The 16,265-nt window shown below is 63.3% G+C and carries 17 protein-coding genes; 4 read left to right on the top strand and 13 right to left on the bottom strand.

Going from position 1 to position 16,265, the window contains the following annotated elements; translation table 11 throughout:
- Positions 1–333 precede the first annotated feature (333 nt).
- The 4 genes from AC1D1B_RS07510 (at position 334) to AC1D1B_RS07495 (ending at position 1,860) form a co-directional block, all read left to right on the top strand.
- Positions 334–687: a cupin domain-containing protein gene (locus tag AC1D1B_RS07510; RefSeq protein ID WP_477330785.1), complete on the top strand. Its 354-nt coding sequence runs from the start codon at positions 334–336 to the stop codon at positions 685–687.
- Between the two features lie 120 nt (positions 688–807).
- Positions 808–990 carry a hypothetical protein gene (locus AC1D1B_RS07505; RefSeq protein ID WP_477330783.1) on the top strand — a complete coding sequence of 61 codons (183 nt, stop codon included), beginning with the start codon at positions 808–810 and terminating at the stop codon, positions 988–990.
- Positions 991–1,038: 48 nt separating this feature from the next.
- A complete protein-coding gene (locus tag AC1D1B_RS07500; RefSeq protein WP_477330782.1) occupies positions 1,039–1,521 on the top strand; it encodes a pyridoxamine 5'-phosphate oxidase family protein in 483 nt (160 codons plus the stop codon).
- A gap of 111 nt (positions 1,522–1,632) precedes the next feature.
- Positions 1,633–1,860, top strand: a complete 228-nt coding sequence (locus AC1D1B_RS07495; RefSeq protein ID WP_477330780.1) for a hypothetical protein — start codon at positions 1,633–1,635, stop codon at positions 1,858–1,860.
- A gap of 303 nt (positions 1,861–2,163) precedes the next feature.
- On the opposite strand, the gene AC1D1B_RS07490 is transcribed toward AC1D1B_RS07495, so the two are convergent.
- From AC1D1B_RS07490 to AC1D1B_RS07430, 13 genes are all read right to left on the bottom strand, one after another.
- The gene (locus tag AC1D1B_RS07490) at positions 2,164–3,234 is read right to left on the bottom strand and encodes a sensor histidine kinase (protein WP_477330778.1); all 1,071 of its coding nucleotides are present in this window, start codon (positions 3,232–3,234) and stop codon (positions 2,164–2,166) included.
- A 772-nt stretch (positions 3,235–4,006) separates the two neighbouring features.
- Entirely contained in the window at positions 4,007–4,837 is an 831-nt protein-coding gene (locus tag AC1D1B_RS07485) for a metal ABC transporter permease (protein WP_181060355.1), read from the bottom strand.
- The gene (locus AC1D1B_RS07480; protein ID WP_477330776.1) at positions 4,821–5,615 is read right to left on the bottom strand and encodes a metal ABC transporter ATP-binding protein; all 795 of its coding nucleotides are present in this window, start codon (positions 5,613–5,615) and stop codon (positions 4,821–4,823) included. Before AC1D1B_RS07480 ends, AC1D1B_RS07485 begins: the two co-directional genes overlap by 17 nt.
- 42 nt (positions 5,616–5,657) lie before the next feature.
- Positions 5,658–6,539, bottom strand: a complete 882-nt coding sequence (locus AC1D1B_RS07475) for a metal ABC transporter solute-binding protein, Zn/Mn family (RefSeq protein WP_477330774.1) — start codon at positions 6,537–6,539, stop codon at positions 5,658–5,660.
- A gap of 250 nt (positions 6,540–6,789) precedes the next feature.
- Positions 6,790–7,668, bottom strand: coding sequence for an intradiol ring-cleavage dioxygenase (locus AC1D1B_RS07470; RefSeq protein WP_477330772.1), 879 nt, complete (start codon positions 7,666–7,668; stop codon positions 6,790–6,792).
- 5 nt (positions 7,669–7,673) lie between these two features.
- Positions 7,674–9,440 (bottom strand): FAD-dependent oxidoreductase, encoded by a 1,767-nt coding sequence (locus AC1D1B_RS07465; protein WP_477330770.1) that lies wholly within the window; start codon positions 9,438–9,440, stop codon positions 7,674–7,676.
- A complete protein-coding gene (locus AC1D1B_RS07460) occupies positions 9,433–10,521 on the bottom strand; it encodes a branched-chain amino acid ABC transporter permease (protein WP_477330768.1) in 1,089 nt (362 codons plus the stop codon). The genes AC1D1B_RS07465 and AC1D1B_RS07460 overlap by 8 nt, the downstream gene beginning before the upstream one ends.
- A gap of 207 nt (positions 10,522–10,728) precedes the next feature.
- Positions 10,729–11,592, bottom strand: coding sequence for a branched-chain amino acid ABC transporter permease (locus AC1D1B_RS07455; RefSeq protein ID WP_477330766.1), 864 nt, complete (start codon positions 11,590–11,592; stop codon positions 10,729–10,731).
- Between the two features lies 1 nt (position 11,593).
- Positions 11,594–12,298 carry an ABC transporter ATP-binding protein gene (locus AC1D1B_RS07450; RefSeq protein WP_477330764.1) on the bottom strand — a complete coding sequence of 235 codons (705 nt, stop codon included), beginning with the start codon at positions 12,296–12,298 and terminating at the stop codon, positions 11,594–11,596.
- Entirely contained in the window at positions 12,298–13,017 is a 720-nt protein-coding gene (locus tag AC1D1B_RS07445) for an ABC transporter ATP-binding protein (protein WP_477330762.1), read from the bottom strand. Before AC1D1B_RS07445 ends, AC1D1B_RS07450 begins: the two co-directional genes overlap by 1 nt.
- 3 nt (positions 13,018–13,020) lie before the next feature.
- Complete coding sequence (locus tag AC1D1B_RS07440; RefSeq protein ID WP_477330760.1) at positions 13,021–14,301, bottom strand: ABC transporter substrate-binding protein; 1,281 nt, start codon at positions 14,299–14,301, stop codon at positions 13,021–13,023.
- 21 nt (positions 14,302–14,322) lie between these two features.
- On the bottom strand, positions 14,323–15,384 hold the full coding sequence (locus AC1D1B_RS07435; protein WP_477330758.1) for a maleylacetate reductase: 1,062 nt from the start codon (positions 15,382–15,384) through the stop codon (positions 14,323–14,325).
- Entirely contained in the window at positions 15,381–16,256 is an 876-nt protein-coding gene (locus AC1D1B_RS07430; RefSeq protein WP_477330757.1) for a dioxygenase family protein, read from the bottom strand. The genes AC1D1B_RS07435 and AC1D1B_RS07430 overlap by 4 nt, the downstream gene beginning before the upstream one ends.
- Positions 16,257–16,265 lie beyond the last annotated feature (9 nt).

Genomic DNA, 16,265 nt, shown 5'->3' with positions numbered 1-16,265 from the left:
AATGCAACAAATCTAACGCAGTGCAACATAAGGGGAGATTCTTCCTTCTCCCCGTTCACGGGGAGAAGGTGCCGCCAGGCGGATGAGGGGCAGCGCCGACGCTGTTCCAGTACGGCCTGCGCCCTATTTATCCCTTGCGGAATTGGCAGAATGACGAGCGTTCGCGCCGCCCCTCATCTGGCTGCCGCCATCTTCTCCCCGTGAACGGGGAGAAGGACGCTCTCATCGCCGCTTTCGCCAAATCTCCGACATTTGCGGTCGGCCATTGCGTTGCTCCTGTCACCTTGATCGGCTATCCAACGGCAGCCAATGCAGTTCAAACGGAGCCCTCCCATGACCAACACCACCATCCTCAAATTCGGCGCTGTCGAACATGCCGATGGCGAAGATCTGCCGGGCTGGATCGTTGTCGAGGGCAGGCCGACCATGCAGACCGCCGTGCAGCACACCACTGCCGACGGCAAGGTGATGTCAGGCACCTGGCGGGCATCGCCCGGCACCTACCACGCCACCTACACCGACTACGAGTTCGTACACATGATCGCCGGCCGCATCATCATCACGCCCGATGGCGGCACGCCGGTCGAGGTCGGCCCTGGCGATGCGTTTGTGGTCGAGGCTGATTTCAAGGGCACCTGGAAGATCATCGAGCCGGTGACCAAGCACTTCGTCGTCAAGCTTGCTTGATCGACGTCGTCAAGCTTGCTTGATCGACCCGTCGTCAGGGTCGCCTGATCGTCGTCGTCATTCCGCTCGCGACGGAACCGATCGCCATCCCCGACTGTTGTGTCGCAGGAAGGCGGCCCCATGCCCCTCACAGTTCGAACCACCCTCTGCGAAATCCGCGACGACCTCCACGCCCTGCGCAGGACGGTGGCTGCGCGCGGCCAGATCGAGACCATCGAGACCATCCAGGCCATCGATGCACTGATCGGCGTCGCCGAAGGCGAGGCGATACGCGCCATCCGGCGCATCGATCTGGGCGCCTGATTTTCAACGCAGCCATTCCAATGCACACAACTATCGACGGGAAGAACAATGGACATCAAGGAGATGACGCAGCAGGAATGCACCGCCATGCTGAAGTCGGCCAGGCTCGGCCGCCTGGCCTGCGTCCGGGACAACAGGCCTTACGTGGTGCCGATCCACTTTGCCTTCGGCGACAATTTCATCTTCAGCTTCTCGCTGCCGGGCAAGAAGGTCGAATGGATGCGAGAGAACCCGCATGTCTGCCTGCAGGTCGACGATGTCGGCAGCGTCCATGGCTGGAAGAGCGTCGTCGTCGACGGCCTGTTTGAGGATCTGCCCAAGGCGCCCGCACTCGACAGCACGATTCCCGCCAGGGATCAGCAGACACCTGCGTCCAATCATGACCGGGAATTCGCTTGGTCGCTGCTGCAGAAGCACGCCAATTGGTGGGAGCCGGGAGCGTTGAAACCCGGCGAGCAGGCCGGTTCGGGCAGCCATCTGTTCTACCAGATCAGGATCGAGACGATGTCGGGGCGGCAGGCGTATCGCTAGGCCACTGCTCGAGAGGATGATGGGGCACCAGTCGCCGGCGAGGCCATCGCAGCAGTTGGAACGTCTTGGCGCTCCACCGCGTTTATGTCCATCAGGGAGTATCAAAAACAAATGGCCATTCACACAGATTACCGAACGAATAGAGCCGACTATGCGATTGCAGCAAAGCCGAAGCTGACGGCTGCAGCTGTTGCGGCTGAGACGAAAAAGAAGGCGGTGCGATTTAAGGATCAGCTTAAGGATCAGCTTAAGGATCAGCTCAACGATCAGCGTTCCGCCAGACTGTTAGCAAATCCATCGGATACGTCGGACAAGCCAAAACCTCGACCGCGCGGTTAGTTCTCGGCGCCAAACGTGCGCCTTGAGGCCGAGACCAGTTCATCACCGAGGACTGTGAGACCGGGCCGAGCGTTGCGTCGTTCCATTTTCGGACAAGACAGGAATTCCTAGGTGGAAGGCGCAAAAAACCCGCGTCCGGAGGGGGCCAGGAGGCGGGTTCTTTAACGACCAAGCGCTTTGGGACGCTCGATGTATCTATCAACATATCAGTGCGGTTTTTGTTCCATTCGATCGCACCGTCGTGGCGCAATCCGATCCGACAGCTTGGCTGAGCCTGGGCTCCCCGCCATGAGATGGATCACGCTAAGCCGCGCGCGGTATCCGCGACATGAACGTCGCCCTGGTTACCGACACGGTGGTGCCGTTGGAGTCACTGATGACATCCACCCGGGCCTCAAGCTGTTTGACCAGCGCTTCGACGATGGCCGTTCCCAGGCCGGTAGTCGGCCCGGCGCTGGCCGGCTTGCCGGTGCCATTGTCCGAGACCGTCAGTTTCCAGTCGCTGCCATTGGTCTCGTAGGAGACGTGGATCAGCGCTGCGGCCTTCTCCCGGGGGAAGGCATATTTGATTGCGTTGAGAACAAGCTCGGTGACGATCAGTCCGAGGCTCACCGCCTTCTGTGAATCGATCCTGCCACCCTGCGCGGTGACCTTGACGGAGATCGGCTGGGCATCGCCGACCATCGACGAGGCGAGACTGCTGCACAGTTTCGGCAAATAGGAGCCGACGTCGATCTCGTCGATGCCGGCCGAGGTGTGGAGATGGCGCTGCACTTCGGCGACCGACAGCACGCGCTGATGGGCGTCCTTCAGGTGCTGGCGGGTTTCCTCGGAGGTGACCGAGCGCGCTTTCAGGAGCAGGATGCTGGCGATGATCTGCAGGCTGTTGGCAACCCGGTGCTCCATCTCGCGCAGCAGCACGTCCTTCTGCCGCAGCAGATCCTCGGTGCGGCCAAGAAGCTCTTCCTTCTCACGCTCGATGACGCGACGCGCCGTTATGTCGTTGAAGGCGAGCAGGATGGTGACGGCCGAACTGTGGTCGTAGAGGACTTTTCGCGCGTTGAGCAGCATGGTGCGCTGGCCGATATTGGGGAAATCATACTCGACCTCGAAGCCGTCCATGGCGGTCTTCTCGGGGATGATCGTCTCCAGCAGCAGGCGCAATGCGGGGATATCCCACTGGCCGTTGCCGAGCGCATAGAGCAGGGCGCCGTGCGTTTCCTCCGGGTCGACCTTGAAGGTCTGATAGAAGGAGCGGCTGGCCGCCAGCACATGAAACTTTTCGTCGAGCACGAGGAATGGCTCGACAATCGTATTGACGATCGCCTGCGCAAGCGTCTGCGCATCCTCGATATTCGCGATGGGATGGAACAAGGCACAAAGCCGATCTGGAGGCGCAGCGCCTCCGCTCAGCTTCATCTTCTACATCATTGCCGGGCTGGAGTCGCGAACTGAATCGATGTGGCCGATCTCCCGCCGCCTTGCGCAGTCGCCGGCGTCCCCCTCATTCCGTCGGGAAGAGGAGGACGCAGCGAAACGAATATCGGTTAAAGGGGGCGTCACCCGTTCGCTTCGAACCGATGCGGATCGAAGAGCTGAGACGATGGCGTCTGCGGTGCCTCGTCGATGAGGTCGCCTGCCAGGATCGCCGCACCGCTGCCGGGCGACCTTGCTGATTGTAAGCCAAGAGCGAGCGGCGCACTCTGCTGAGTGCATGCCGCCCGTCCGGCGCCGGGCCGTCAATGCTGTTGTAACGAAACCCCCCAGCCCCGTCTCAACCGCCACGACCATGGCGTGACCTATGACTTGGTATACGCATGCAACCCCGCGGTCTGTCAACGCCGCCCAAAGGGCACCGGAGCGCCGGTTTTTGCAAATGCAAGAGGCTTTCCGACGCGCCACCGATGCGCTGTTCGCCGTCATAAAAATCGTTGTAAATAGCGGTTTTCCGGGCTTTCTCGCGGCTTCGGAGCGGAGCCGCCGGCGCCATACCGGTCGCGATCTAGGCGCTTGAATCGATTTGCCTTTCCCGGCTGAAACGTTTCAGGAGGCGGGTTTTCAACCTGACTTTTTTTGGGTGTAATTCCCCAACGTCCGTTTTGGGCTTTGCCATCCGGTCTGGCCGGCCCGCCATCCGGCATTGCAATCAGGGATTGCCATCCGCCAATCTCGCCCTTGGCGCCGCGGCGGAGCGCCGAGCCATGCCGCTGACGACATAGGCCGCAGCGCCCAGCGCCGTGATCCAGAAGCTTGTCGGCCAGTCGGTCAGGAAGGCGAGCGACAGGCTGATCCAGGCAATGACGACGGCAAGCGCGATCGAGGTCAGCACGCCGGCGGCGACGCCGCTGGTCAGCCTGAGCGCGGTGGCGGCGGGCGCCACCATCAGTGCGAAGACCAGCAGCACGCCAACGATCTGCACCGCTTCGGATGTGGCGACGGCGACCAGCACCATGAAGAGGGTCGAGACGAGGTTGATCGGCACGCCACGCGCTTCGGCAAGTTCCGGCTGCAGGCTGGCAAACAGCAGCGGCCGCGCGATGAGCACCAGAGCCGCGAGGATCGCCACCGCCAGCACCGCCAGAACGATGACGGTGCGCAGGCTGATTCCCAGCACGTTGCCGAACAGCACGTTGGTCGCCTGCGAGGCGAAGGCGGTGTAAAAATGCAGGAACAGCAAGCCAAGGCCGAGCGACAATGTCAAAACGATGCCGATGGCGACGTCGCGATGCGCACGCTCGCCGAGCAGGCCGATGCCGATGCCGGCGACGATGGTGAACACGGTCAGGCCGAAGAACGGCGACAGCCCGATCAGACCGGCACCGGTGGCGCCGGGGAAGCCGACATGGGCGAGAGCGTGGCCGGCGAAGGTCTGGCCCCTGAGCACGAGGAAATAGCCGACCGCGCCGGAAACGATGCCGACAATGGTGCAGGCATAGAAGGCGTTGCGCATGAATTCGTAGTCAAAGATCGTGGACATGCGCCCCGCTCTCCAGTTCGACATCGTCGGCCATGACGAAGATGCGGCCGGCGACCCGCACCACGTTGATGTGGGTGCCGTAAAGTTTCGACAGCACCGGGCCGCTGATGACCTCGTCGACGGAGCCGATCGCCGCGTTGCCGTTGCCGAGATAGAGCACGCGGTCGACGGCGCGCAGCAGTGGGTTGATCTCGTGCGAGCAGAACAGCACCGCGATGCCCAGCCGCTCGCCGATCTCGTGCACCAGATCGATGATCGCGCGCTGGTGTGCTGCGTCGAGGCTGATCAGTGGTTCGTCGAGCAGAAGCAATTGCGGATCGCCGATCAGCGACTGCGCAATCAGGATGCGCTGGCGCTCGCCGCCGGAAAGCTCGGCCAGCGGCCGGCGCGCGAGGTCGGTGGCGCCGATCGCTTCGAGCGCCTTCCAGGCGGTTTCCTTCTCGGCGGCAGAAGCAACCGGCCAGCCCCAGCGATGCCCGCCGGCGGCACTCAGCACGAAGTCGAGGCCGCTAATGCCGACATCGTTGAGGGCGCGCCGCGCCTGCGGCATGTAGCCGATGTCAGCATTGCCGCGCGTCGGCGGTTTGCCGAGCACCGAGATGGCGCCGCCTGCCGGCTTGATCAGGCCGAGTATGGCGCGCAGCATCGTCGTCTTGCCGGCGCCATTGGCACCGAGCAGGCCGACAAAGGCGCCTTGCGAAATCGAAAAGGAGACGTCGGATAAAACCCGGCGTCCCCCATAGGTCAGTGTGACCTTGTCGAATTCAATTGCGTTCATTCAGTCACGTTCGTTGGCAATCAGTTTCACTGGCAGTCACGTTCATTGTGTGCGGGCGGCGAGCGCCTTCTGGACCGCGTCGATCTGGCCGCCGAACCAGGTCTGGATCGTCTGTCCCGCCGGTTCCGTCTCGGTGACGCCGATGACAGTGACCTTGTTTTGCCTGGCGATGTCGAGCAACCTGGTCGTTGCCTCGTCGGTCACCTGCGAATTGTAGAACAGGATCTTGGCCGAGCCGTCCTTCAAGCTGTTTTCGAATGCCGCCACCTGGGTGGCGCTCGGCTCGGCGTCGTTCATCAAGGCCACCTGGAAATCATAGTTCAGCATCTTGAGGCCGAGCGCTTCCGCCATGTAGCCGAAGACAGGCTCGGTGGCGGTCACTTCGGTGCCGGCATAGGCCTTCTTGACGTCGGCGATTTCCTTGTCAATGGCCTCGAGCGACGTCTGGAATGCCTTCAGGTTCGCCTCGTAGTGCGCGGCGTTGGCCGGATCGCGCTTCGACAAATCGGCGGTTAGTGTCTTGGCGATGGCTGGCAGCGTCGCCGGGTCGTACCACAGATGTGGATTGTCGCCCGACTTCTTGCCGATCAGGTCGGCGGCAATGATGGTCGTGCGATCCTTGCCGGTCGAGGCCGACAAAAGCTTGTCCATCCACGGATCGTAGTCGGCGCCGTTGTAGATGATGATCTTGGCGTCGGCGATGGTGCGCGCCGTCGACGGGCTGGTCTCGAACAGATGCGGATCGTCGTCGGGATTGGCCAGGATGCTGGTGACGGTGACATTGCTGCCGCCGATCTGGCGGGCGAGGTCACCATAGAAATTCTCAGCCGCCACGATGGTGAGCTTGTCTTCGGCGTGGGCGGCCGTGCCGGTCAGCAGTGGCACCGCAACCAGCAGCGCGGCGAGAAAGGGCAGGGAACGCATCCGTGGTCTCCTTGCAGTCTGAAGGGTAAGTCGCCGGAGAGGCGGCGGTGTAATTGTATTACAGTAACAATATAACGTTTGCGTCGAAAATACGGTCGGTGTCAATGGATTTTTTGAGCGGCGAACTTTTTCGCGCGCACAAAAGCGTGAGCGGCCCACGCCGATCTGGCGGGGCCGCTCATGTCTGTCGGCGATGCACGAAGGGGTTGGGGCTCGGCGCACGGTCCCGGCTCGAGATCAACGGCTGGAGTTAGCCTCTCGCCAGCACGAAATCGTGCTCGACCTCCCAGAAGGGGCCGGCGAATTCGAGGTCCTTGGCGCGCGTCGGATCGTCGACGCGCTTGAACTCGGCGAGCAGGCTCTCCTTCACGCCAAACACCGCGTCCGAATTGATGTAGGGATCGTCGGGATCGAAGATGTGGGTGGTCAGCGTCTCGAAACCGTCGGCCTTGAGGATGTAGTGCAGATGCGCCGGGCGGTAGGGGTGACGTCCCAGTGCATCGAGCAATTTGCCGACCGTACCGTCAGCCGGGATTGGGTAGAATTTCGGCTTCACCGCGCGGAACCAGTAGTGGCCGTCGGCGCCGGTGCGGAAGACGCCGCGCAGATTGAAATCGGGCTGGATGCCCTTCTGCTGGACGTCATAGAAACCTTCGTCATTGGCCTGCCAGACATCGAGCACGGCGTCAGCTATCGGTCTGCCTTCGGTGTCGAGGATGCGGCCATGGATGAACATGTCCTCGCCCTTCTGGTCGAGGCAGATGTTGGCGCCCATCGGCAGTTCCGGGGCGTCGGCGATGTGGAACGGCCCGAGCACCGTCGATTCCGACGCGCCTGATGGTTTGCGATTGTTGATGGCGTCGACCAGCATCGAGACCCCCAGCACGTCCGACAGGAGAATAAACTCCTGGCGCCATTCGGTGGAGAGCTGACCGGTCTTCGTCAGGAACATGATGGCCTCGAACCACTCGTCCTGCGTCGGCTCGATTTCCTTCACCGCCTCATGCAGTTTGCGCGTGATGACCTCCATCACTGTCTTCAGCCGTGCGTCCTTGGCGTTCTTGTTGCGGCCGGTGACGACCTCGACGGAATTCGCTTCCGTGAAGAAGCCTTTTTCGTGCGCTTCCATATCTCTCACCTGTCCAGGATTGTCGTCAGGGCTTTGCGCAAATCCGCTGTCGGGTCGCCGCTGATCGCGTCCTTACGCCAGCCGACATGCTGGTCCGGACGAACCAGCAGAACGCCGCTGTCGCGGATCTCGCGGGCGCGCGCCCAGTCGCCGGAAAAGTCCTGCCAGGGCTGGCGTGGGCCGATGAGATGGCACGCAATGTCGATGCCCAGCTCTTTGCCGACCGTCTTGGCGGCATCGAGCCAGCCCTGGCCGCCAATGCCGGTCAGCACGGTGAACTGGCCGTGGCCGGTCAGGTCGAGCGTCGAGGCCTTGTCGCCCCGATGGGCCGGGTCGTCCGAATGCACCCAGACATGCGGCACCCGCGCACCCGGCCATGAGGTCGGTTGGTGGTGCAGCTCGGCATCCTTCTCGAAGGCCGGCTCCTTCTGGCCGTCGCTTACGATGGCGTTCGAGATATAGCGCTGGTTCATCTCGACGCCGTGGGCGTCGAATTCATAGACTTTGGCGGCGATGGTCTCGCGGATCTTTGTCCGTTGCGCCTCCGCCGCCGGCGTGTTGTCGCAGCGCGCATCCATGTTCGACTGCATCTTCACCGGGTCGATGGAATCGAGCAGGCCGAGCGCCTTGAAGATCGGGCCGAATTCCTCGATCGATTTGTTGGCGCGGGTGACGATCTGCTTGGCCACCGGCGCGCGCTCCTGCGAATAGCTGTCGAGCAGTTTTGGGCCGGCCTTGCCCTTGATGACATGGGCAAGTTTCCAGGCAAGGTTGAAGCCATCCTGGATCGAGGTGTTGGAACCCAACCCATTCGATGGCGGATGGCGATGGACCGCATCGCCCATGCAAAACACACGGCCCTTGGAGGTCTGCGTGGCGTACATGTTGTTGACGGTCCAGGTCGACACCGACTGGACCTCGATTTCGAGGTCGGGATCGCCGACCAGGTCGCGCGCCACCTTCTTGGCGAAGGCGTCGTCGACCTTCGGCGCCGGCTGGTTGATGTCGTAACCCCAGACGATCAGCCACTCGTTCCACGGCCGGATCATGCGCACCAGGCCCATGCCGATGCCGCCGACATCGGCGCCCGGCTGCACCACCCAGTAGAGCACTGACGGGCGATGGGCGACGTATTTCGACAGGTCGGCCTTGAACAGGATGTTCATCGAGCCGCCGACGCCCATCTTGCCTTCGAAGGGCAGGCCGGCATGTTCGGCGACCAGCGAATTGCCGCCATCGGCGCCGACCAGATATTTCGAGCGGATGGTGACGTCCTTACCGGTCAGCCGGTCGCGGCAGGTGGTGGTGACGCCGTCGGCGTCCTGCACATGCGAGAGATACTCCATCGACATGCGCGACTGCGTGCCGCGCGAACACGCGGTCTTGAACAGCAGCGGCTCCATGAAGGTCTGCGGCAAATCGTTCATGTGCGCGGGCGAGGACAAGAGGTGCTCGGCGCGGGAAAGCGGATGCTTGCCCCAGCTGCGCATGCGGCCGATCTCTTCGCCGGCCAGCGAGGTACAGAACACGTTCTCGCCCATCAAATCCTGTTCGGTGGCGTGCATGTAGGCTTCGCCTTCCACGTCCTTGCCGAGGTCGCGCAGCACCTCCATGGTGCGTTGGTTGGTGATGTGCGCGCGCGGCGTCGCGGCCAGCCAGCGATAGCGGTTGATGACCATATTCTCGACGCCGTAGGTCGAAAGCAGCGCCGCGGTTGCCGAGCCGGCCGGCCCGGTGCCGATGGTCAGCACGTCGGTAGTGATGTCAGCCATGCGGCCCTCCCTTTTTGCTTGACGGTACAGGTCCGCCGGTCAAACGGCGGCGAACCGGAAAAAGCTGGATGCCGGTGCGCTCGGCGAACAGGCCCCACAGGCCGCGCGGCGCAAACAGCATGATGACGATGCCGATCAATCCGAGGATCAGCAGGTACCAGGAGCCGTAATCGGCGAGCAGGTTTTGCAGGATGTAGAAGACGATGACGCCGACGATCGGTCCCTCGATGGTGCCGATGCCGCCGATGACGACGATGAAGATGACGTAGGCCGTCCAGTCGACGACCGAGAAGGCGGCGTCGGGTGAAATGCGAGCCTTCTGTACATAAATCAATGCGCCGGCAAGCCCGGTGCCAAAGGCGGCAGCGAGGTAGACCAGTGTCTTCATGCGCCGCGCGTCGACGCCGACCGAGCGCGCGGCTTCCTGGTTGTCGCGCACGGCGGCGAGGCCCAGCCCCTGCTTTGAACGCAGCAGGCGGTAGACGAGGCCGATGGTGGCGACGGCAAGCAGCAGCGCCAGCCAGTAGGTCAGGATGTCGCCGGCGCCGGAGGATTTGACGCCGAACAATTCGCCGACGAACTTCAGCGCCGGCATGTCGCGTGTCGCTTCGCGCGGCAACGAGGTGCCGGTGCCGCCGCCCAGCATCTTCCACTGCGCCAGCGCCAGCCGCACCACTTCGGCGATGACCCAGCTGCCGATGGCAAAATAGGCGCCTTGCAGGCGAAACAGGAAGAAGGCGGTGGGGATGGCGAGCAGAGCGCTGGCGATGCCGGCGAGCAGGATAGCGATCAGCGGGTCGAGCCCGGCGAGGATGACCAGCGCGAACATGGCGTAGGCGCCGAAGCCAACAAAGGCTTGCTGGCCCACCGAGACCAGCCCGGCATAGCCGGCCAGCAGAGTCCAGTTCTGCGCCAGCACCAGCATGGTCAGGATGAAGAACAAATCCTGCAACACGCTGCGCGAGGCGAAGAGCGGCGCGGCGAAGGCGAGCAGGGTGATGAGGGCAGCGACGATGGCAAAGGTTGCCGACGCTTTTGTCCGCGTCTCGACTTTCCAGGGTGTTGTTGAGACGTCGGTCATGCGCACGCTCGCATTCCTTCGCGCCCCCCTCTGTCCTGCCGGACATCTCCCCCACGAGGGGGGAGATTGGCCGTCACTGCCGCTTTCGCCAATCGCCGGCGCAATAGAAGAGGGGCCGAGGCAGGCGGCAGCTGATCTCCCCCCTTGTGGGGGAGATGGCCGGCAGGCCAGAGGGGGGCGCCGTAGAGCACAATCATCGCCCGCCTCCTAATCCACCGCTCGCGGGAAGAGCCCGCGCGGCCGGACCAGCAGCACGACGAGGAAAGCAAGATGTCCCGCAAGAATCTGCCATTCCGGATTGATCGCGGCGCCAAAGGTCTGGGCGATGCCGATGACGATGCCGCCGGCGAGCGTCCCCCACAGCGAACCGAGGCCGCCGATGATGACCGCCTCGAAGGCGTAGATCAGCCGCGCCGGTCCGATGGTCGGATCGAAATTGGCGCGCGTGCCGAGATAGAGGGCAGCGATCGTCACCACGACCATGGCGATGCCGGTGGCGGTGGCAAAGATCCGCTTCGGCTGGATGCCCATCAGCCCGGCGGTGATGGGGTCATCCGAAGTGGCGCGAAAGGCACGGCCGAGCGATGTGCGGTAGAACAGCTGGTTGAGGCCGACGATCACCGCAATGGCCGAGGCCAGCGTCAACAGCGGCATCACGCCGACATTGATCGGCCCCAGCGCAACCGAGGCCGATTCCAATCCACCAATGGAGATGCGCCGGCTGTCGGCGGAAAAACCTTCGAGCAGGCCATTCTGGATGACGATCGACAGGCCGAAAGTGACGAGCAGCGGCGGCAGGATGTCGGTGCCAAGCGTTCGGTTGAGCAGGAAGAACTGCAGTGCCCAGCCGATAGCGAACATCAGCGGCATCGCCCCCAGCGCCGCGACAAACGGGTTGAGTCCAAGGGCCGAGACCAGCATCAGGATCAGGAAGGCGGCGAGCACGATGAGGTCGCCATGCGCCAGGTTGACCAGCCGCATGATGCCGAAGACAAGGCTCAAGCCCGCCGCGAAGAGCGCGTAGAGGCCGCCGAGCAGAATGCCCTGGATGATGGTGTCGAGCCACGCCATGTCAGGCCACCCCGAAATAGGCAGCGTGGATTTTTTCACGCGTCAGATTGGACGGCGCACCGGAGAGCGTGATCCGCCCCTCCATCATGCAGTAGACGCGGTCCGCGACCTTCAGCGCCTGGCCGATGTCCTGCTCGACCACGACGATCGAGGCGCCGGCTTCGCGGATGCGCGGGAAGGCGGCGTAGATATCCTTGATCACCACCGGCGCCAGGCCGAGGCTGATCTCGTCGCACAGAAGCACGCGCGGGTTCGACATCAGCGCCCGCCCGATCGCGACCATCTGCTGCTGGCCGCCGGATAGCGCCGTGCCAGGATTGTGGCGCCGCTCTTTCAGGATCGGGAAGAGATCGTAGACGGTGTCGAGGCGCCAATATCCCTGGACTGCGCGGCCGTAGCGGCCGATGAGAAGGTTCTCCTCGACGCTGAGCGAGGGAAACAGTTTGCGCCCCTCCGGCACCATGGCGATGCCGCGCGCAACGATGTCGGGCGCGGGCAGGGCACCGATCTTCTCACCGTCGAAAAGCACAGCGTCCGGCTGGTTCGTCAATATGCCTGATATCGAGCGCATCAGCGTCGTCTTGCCGGCGCCATTAGCGCCGATGATCGCGATGGTCTCGCCCTGATCGAGCCCGATGTCGACGCCGAACAGCGCCTGGAAATCGCCATAGCGCGCGGTGAGGTTTTTGGTCTCGAGCAGCACCATCAGACTTCGATCCCGAGATAGATCTCGCGGACCTCGCGCGACGCCATGACGGCATCCGGCGCGCCCATGCCGATGATCTTGCCGAAGTTCAGAACCAGCAGCCGCTCGACCACCGAGTTCAGCGCATGCAGCACGTGCTCGATCCAGATGATCGACATGCCGCCTTTGTGGATGGCGCGGATGGTGTCGACCAGCATGCCGCATTCGCCCTCGGTCAAGCCGCCGGCGATCTCGTCCAGCAGCAGCAGCCTTGGTTCGGTCGCCAATGCGCGGGCAAGTTCCAGCCGCTTGCGCTGCAAAAGGCTCAAACCACCGGCCAGATGGTTGGCACGGTCGATCAGCCCCGTCTCGACCAGGATCTCGGCACAACGCTCGCTAACCTCGGCTTCGGTCTTGCGCGCGCCAAAGGCGCCAGCGACCAAGAGGTTCTCGAACACGGTCAGTTTCTCGAAAGGCTGCGGAATCTGGAACGAGCGGCCGACGCCGGCAAAGCAGCGCTGCATCGGTGGCAGTCTTGTCACGTCGCGGCCATCGAAAATGATGGTGCCGGCATCGGCCGCGATGTTGCCGGTGATCAGGTTGAACAGCGTCGACTTGCCGGCGCCGTTCGGCCCGATGATGCCCAACGCCTCGCCCTCGCCAAGCTCGAACGAAACCGCGTCGGCGACCGTGAGTGCGCCGAAGCGTTTCGAGACGTTGGCGAGCGCGAGGATAGGCATGGCCTAGGCAATCGCTTCCATCTTGCCGCCGGTCGGGATGTTCGGCGCGGTCTTGTTGTCGGTGATGACGAGATCGTAGCCGCCGCCGTCCTTCAGCCGCCACTGACCGCCGACCAGCGGCGTCTTGGCGATGTTCTTGGCGGCGAAGGGCGGCAAATTGGCGCCGTCCCAGGCGATCGGCCCCACCAGCGTGTCGAGCTTGGTCGCGGCGATTGCCGCCGCCACCTTGTCGCCGTCGTCAGGCTCGCCCGCCCGCTTCATGACATCCACCGCGATCTCGAACAGCGCATGGACAAAGCCGATCGGCTGCGTCCATTGTCGGCCGGTGGTCTTGGTGAAGCCTTCGGCGACTTGTGCCGAGCTTTCGCCGGTCAGCGACGATTTGAACGGATGGTTCGGCGTCCACCAGACTTCGGACGACAGATTGTGGCCGGACTTGCCGAGCGCCTCGACCGATTGCGGGAACAGGATTGCCTTGCCGATCGATGCCACTTTTGGCGTGAAACCTTGCTGCTTGGCCTGGTTCCAGAAAGTGGTGAAATCGGGTGGGATCATCACACCGGTGATGATTTCGCAGGATGCGCCCTTGAAGGCGTTGATCTGCGCCGAGAAATCATCGGTCAGGTTCTGGTAGCGGCCGGTGTCGGTCAGACCGTAGCCGCCCTTGGCCAGCACTGGCGGGAAGCCGACCGTGCCGTCGCCCCAGGCATTGCCGTCGCCGTCATTGGGGAACAGGCCGCCGACCTTTTTGTTGGTCTCGACTTGCGCCCACATGTTGGTGAAGACGGCAATGACGTCTTCCAGCCCCCAGAAGAAATGATAGGCGTAGTTGAACGGTTTCCACGAAGCGGGATCGCCGGGATTGCCTTGCTGGCCGATGAACCAGGGCTGCCATGGCGCCACCGTCGACAGGCACGGTACCTCTTCGGCCTCGCAGGTGGTGGCGACCGGGTTGGTGGTCTCCGGCGTCGAGGCGACAAGCATCAGATTGACCTTGTCGTTGACGATCAATTCCTTGGCGACTTCGGCCGCGCGGTTCGGGTTGGACTGGCTGTCCTTGACGACGACCTCATAGTTGAGGCCGGCGGCCTTGGTGGCGGCGAGGAAGCCGTCGATGATGAATTTGTCGGCCTCGGCGAAGGCTGCCAGCGGGCCGGATTGCGGGCTGACATAGCCGAGCTTGATCGGCGCGTTCTGAGCGATCGCCGGCATGGCGAGGCCCGATGTACCGGCGAGCACGCCGGTCGCGGCGGTGTTGCGGATGAATTCGCGTCTGGTAATCATTTTTGTTCCTCCCTTGTTGCGTCAGTTCTGCGGACGTCTTCCCTCCCACGCGTCCTGCAACAGGGCGCGGATTGCGGCGCGATCGAAAGGCCGCGGATTCCAGTATGGGTTCTTGGTCGCGATCTCGGCGGCGCGGTCGAGATCGCTCTGTTTGAGACCGAGCTCTTTCAGTGTCAGCGGCGCGCTAACGGACTTCGCGAAATCATGGAGACCGCCGCCAGCGCTGCCGCTAAAAATATCGGCTACGGGCTTGAGCAGGTCGGGCACGGCGACGGCGTTGAAGCCGATCGTGTGCGGAAGCATCACCGCATGCGTCTCGGCATGCGGCATGTCGAAGGAGCCGCCGAGCGTGTGGCAGATCTTGTGGTGCAGCGCCATGCCGACCGTGCCGAGCACCGTGCCGCACAGCCAGGCGCCGTAAAGCGCATCACCGCGGGCGTCGAGATTCCTGGGGTCCTTCACCAAAACGGGGAGAGCCGCCTTCAGCGCACGCAGCCCTTCGGTCGCCATCAACGTGGAAATCGGATTGCGATCTTGCGCGTAAAGTGCTTCCGCCGCATGCGCCATGGCGTTGAGGCCAGAGGTGACGGACATCGCCACCGGCAGGCCGATGGTCAGTTCCGGATCGTAGATCACCACTTCCGGCAGGATCTTTGCATCACGCACCGTGGTCTTTTCGCCGTGCTCGGTCTGGCCGAGGATGGGCGTCACTTCCGAACCGGCATACGTCGTCGGGATGACGATTTGCGGCAGGTCGGTGCGATACGCGATCGCCTTTCCGAGCCCCGTGGTCGAGCCGCCGCCAAGCGCGACGACGCAGTCGGCGCCGACGTCTTTGGCCTTGGCCATCGCCGCCTCGGTCACCTCGACCGGCGTATGCATGGCCGCGCCGGAAAAGGTGCCGGCCGCCAGCGATCCAAGCCGCTTCGCCAGCGCCTCGCCATCGGCTGCCTGGTGGGGTGTCGACAGCACCAGCGCGCGCTTGCAGCCGAGCTTTTCGGTCCAGGTGCCGATTTCGGCCGATGCACCATTGCCGAAGACGATATGCGCCGGACTGCCGGAATAGGTGAACGTCCTTGTCATGCCGCCCGGCTCCCTTTGCGCGCCATCGCCAGAACGAAGTTGAAATCGAGTGACCAGCTCTCGCCACCTTTGCTGGCGGTGCACTTGAAATCGCCGACCAGTTCCGGCTTGACGCCGAACAGCGCGTCCTCGTCGAGGCGTGGATCGCCGCGCTCGAACACTTGCGTCGTCAGGGTCTCGAAGTTTTCGGCGCGGATCAGGAAGTGAATGTGCGCCGGCCGGCTGAGCGGATAGTTCAACTGCCTGAGCATCTGTCCGACTGGTCCGTCGTCCGGCACGCCGTAGCCGGCGGGCTTCACAGTGCGATAGTGGAAGCGGCCGTCCTGGTCGGTGGTGAAGACACCGCGCAGGTTGAATTCCGGCTGCAGATCTGGCTGCTGGTTCTCGTAGAAGCCTTGCGTGTTGGCTTGCCACGTTTCGACCGTCGCGCCGGCGATCGGCAGCGCGTCGAGATCAGTCACTCGTCCCGTTACGGTGAGCGGCGCGCCGGCGCCGTCGAGCGAAATGTCGGCGCCGAGCGCCAGCCTTGGCGCGTCGGCGCGATAGAACGGCCCGCGTCCGGTGTTGGGTGTCGCGCCGTTCGGCCGCCGCGAGTTGATCTCCTCGACCAGCGCGGTGACGCCGAGCAGGTCGGAGAGCAAAACCCATTCCTGGCGCTTGTCGTCGCTGGCATGGCCGATCTCGGTGAGGAAGGCGATCGTCTGGCGCCAGTCCGCCGCGGTCGGTCGGGTTTCCCGGACGATCTGGTGGAGGTGATCGACCACGGTCGCGAGAAAACGCGGCAACGGCCCGGCCTTCGCCTTCGACAGGCGCTGGGCGACCATCTCCGCGGAGTTGGTCTCGTTGAACGACGGTATGCCGGACTGCGACATGCTCCTCCC

The sequence above is a fragment of the Mesorhizobium sp. P2_C5_2 genome (genome assembly GCF_056404535.1).
Note: the sequence above shows the minus strand (reverse complement) of the source record. Positions and strands in the feature narration are given on the sequence as shown.

What these genes read in the sequence shown, in the direction of transcription:
- AC1D1B_RS07450 (WP_477330764.1), bottom strand. Translation starts at nt 12,298, where the DNA reads ATGGTGCTGCTCGAGACCAAAAACCTCACCGCGCGCTATGGCGATTTC.
- AC1D1B_RS07485 (WP_181060355.1), bottom strand. Translation starts at nt 4,837, where the DNA reads ATGTCCACGATCTTTGACTACGAATTCATGCGCAACGCCTTCTATGCC.
- AC1D1B_RS07440 (WP_477330760.1), bottom strand. Translation starts at nt 14,301, where the DNA reads ATGATTACCAGACGCGAATTCATCCGCAACACCGCCGCGACCGGCGTG.
- AC1D1B_RS07430 (WP_477330757.1), bottom strand. Translation starts at nt 16,256, where the DNA reads ATGTCGCAGTCCGGCATACCGTCGTTCAACGAGACCAACTCCGCGGAG.
- AC1D1B_RS07445 (WP_477330762.1), bottom strand. Translation starts at nt 13,017, where the DNA reads ATGCCTATCCTCGCGCTCGCCAACGTCTCGAAACGCTTCGGCGCACTC.
- AC1D1B_RS07460 (WP_477330768.1), bottom strand. Translation starts at nt 10,521, where the DNA reads ATGACCGACGTCTCAACAACACCCTGGAAAGTCGAGACGCGGACAAAA.
- AC1D1B_RS07495 (WP_477330780.1), top strand. Translation starts at nt 1,633, where the DNA reads ATGGCCATTCACACAGATTACCGAACGAATAGAGCCGACTATGCGATT.
- AC1D1B_RS07500 (WP_477330782.1), top strand. Translation starts at nt 1,039, where the DNA reads ATGGACATCAAGGAGATGACGCAGCAGGAATGCACCGCCATGCTGAAG.
- AC1D1B_RS07470 (WP_477330772.1), bottom strand. Translation starts at nt 7,668, where the DNA reads ATGGAAGCGCACGAAAAAGGCTTCTTCACGGAAGCGAATTCCGTCGAG.
- AC1D1B_RS07465 (WP_477330770.1), bottom strand. Translation starts at nt 9,440, where the DNA reads ATGGCTGACATCACTACCGACGTGCTGACCATCGGCACCGGGCCGGCC.
- AC1D1B_RS07480 (WP_477330776.1), bottom strand. Translation starts at nt 5,615, where the DNA reads ATGAACGCAATTGAATTCGACAAGGTCACACTGACCTATGGGGGACGC.
- AC1D1B_RS07455 (WP_477330766.1), bottom strand. Translation starts at nt 11,592, where the DNA reads ATGGCGTGGCTCGACACCATCATCCAGGGCATTCTGCTCGGCGGCCTC.
- AC1D1B_RS07510 (WP_477330785.1), top strand. Translation starts at nt 334, where the DNA reads ATGACCAACACCACCATCCTCAAATTCGGCGCTGTCGAACATGCCGAT.
- AC1D1B_RS07435 (WP_477330758.1), bottom strand. Translation starts at nt 15,384, where the DNA reads ATGACAAGGACGTTCACCTATTCCGGCAGTCCGGCGCATATCGTCTTC.
- AC1D1B_RS07505 (WP_477330783.1), top strand. Translation starts at nt 808, where the DNA reads ATGCCCCTCACAGTTCGAACCACCCTCTGCGAAATCCGCGACGACCTC.
- AC1D1B_RS07475 (WP_477330774.1), bottom strand. Translation starts at nt 6,539, where the DNA reads ATGCGTTCCCTGCCCTTTCTCGCCGCGCTGCTGGTTGCGGTGCCACTG.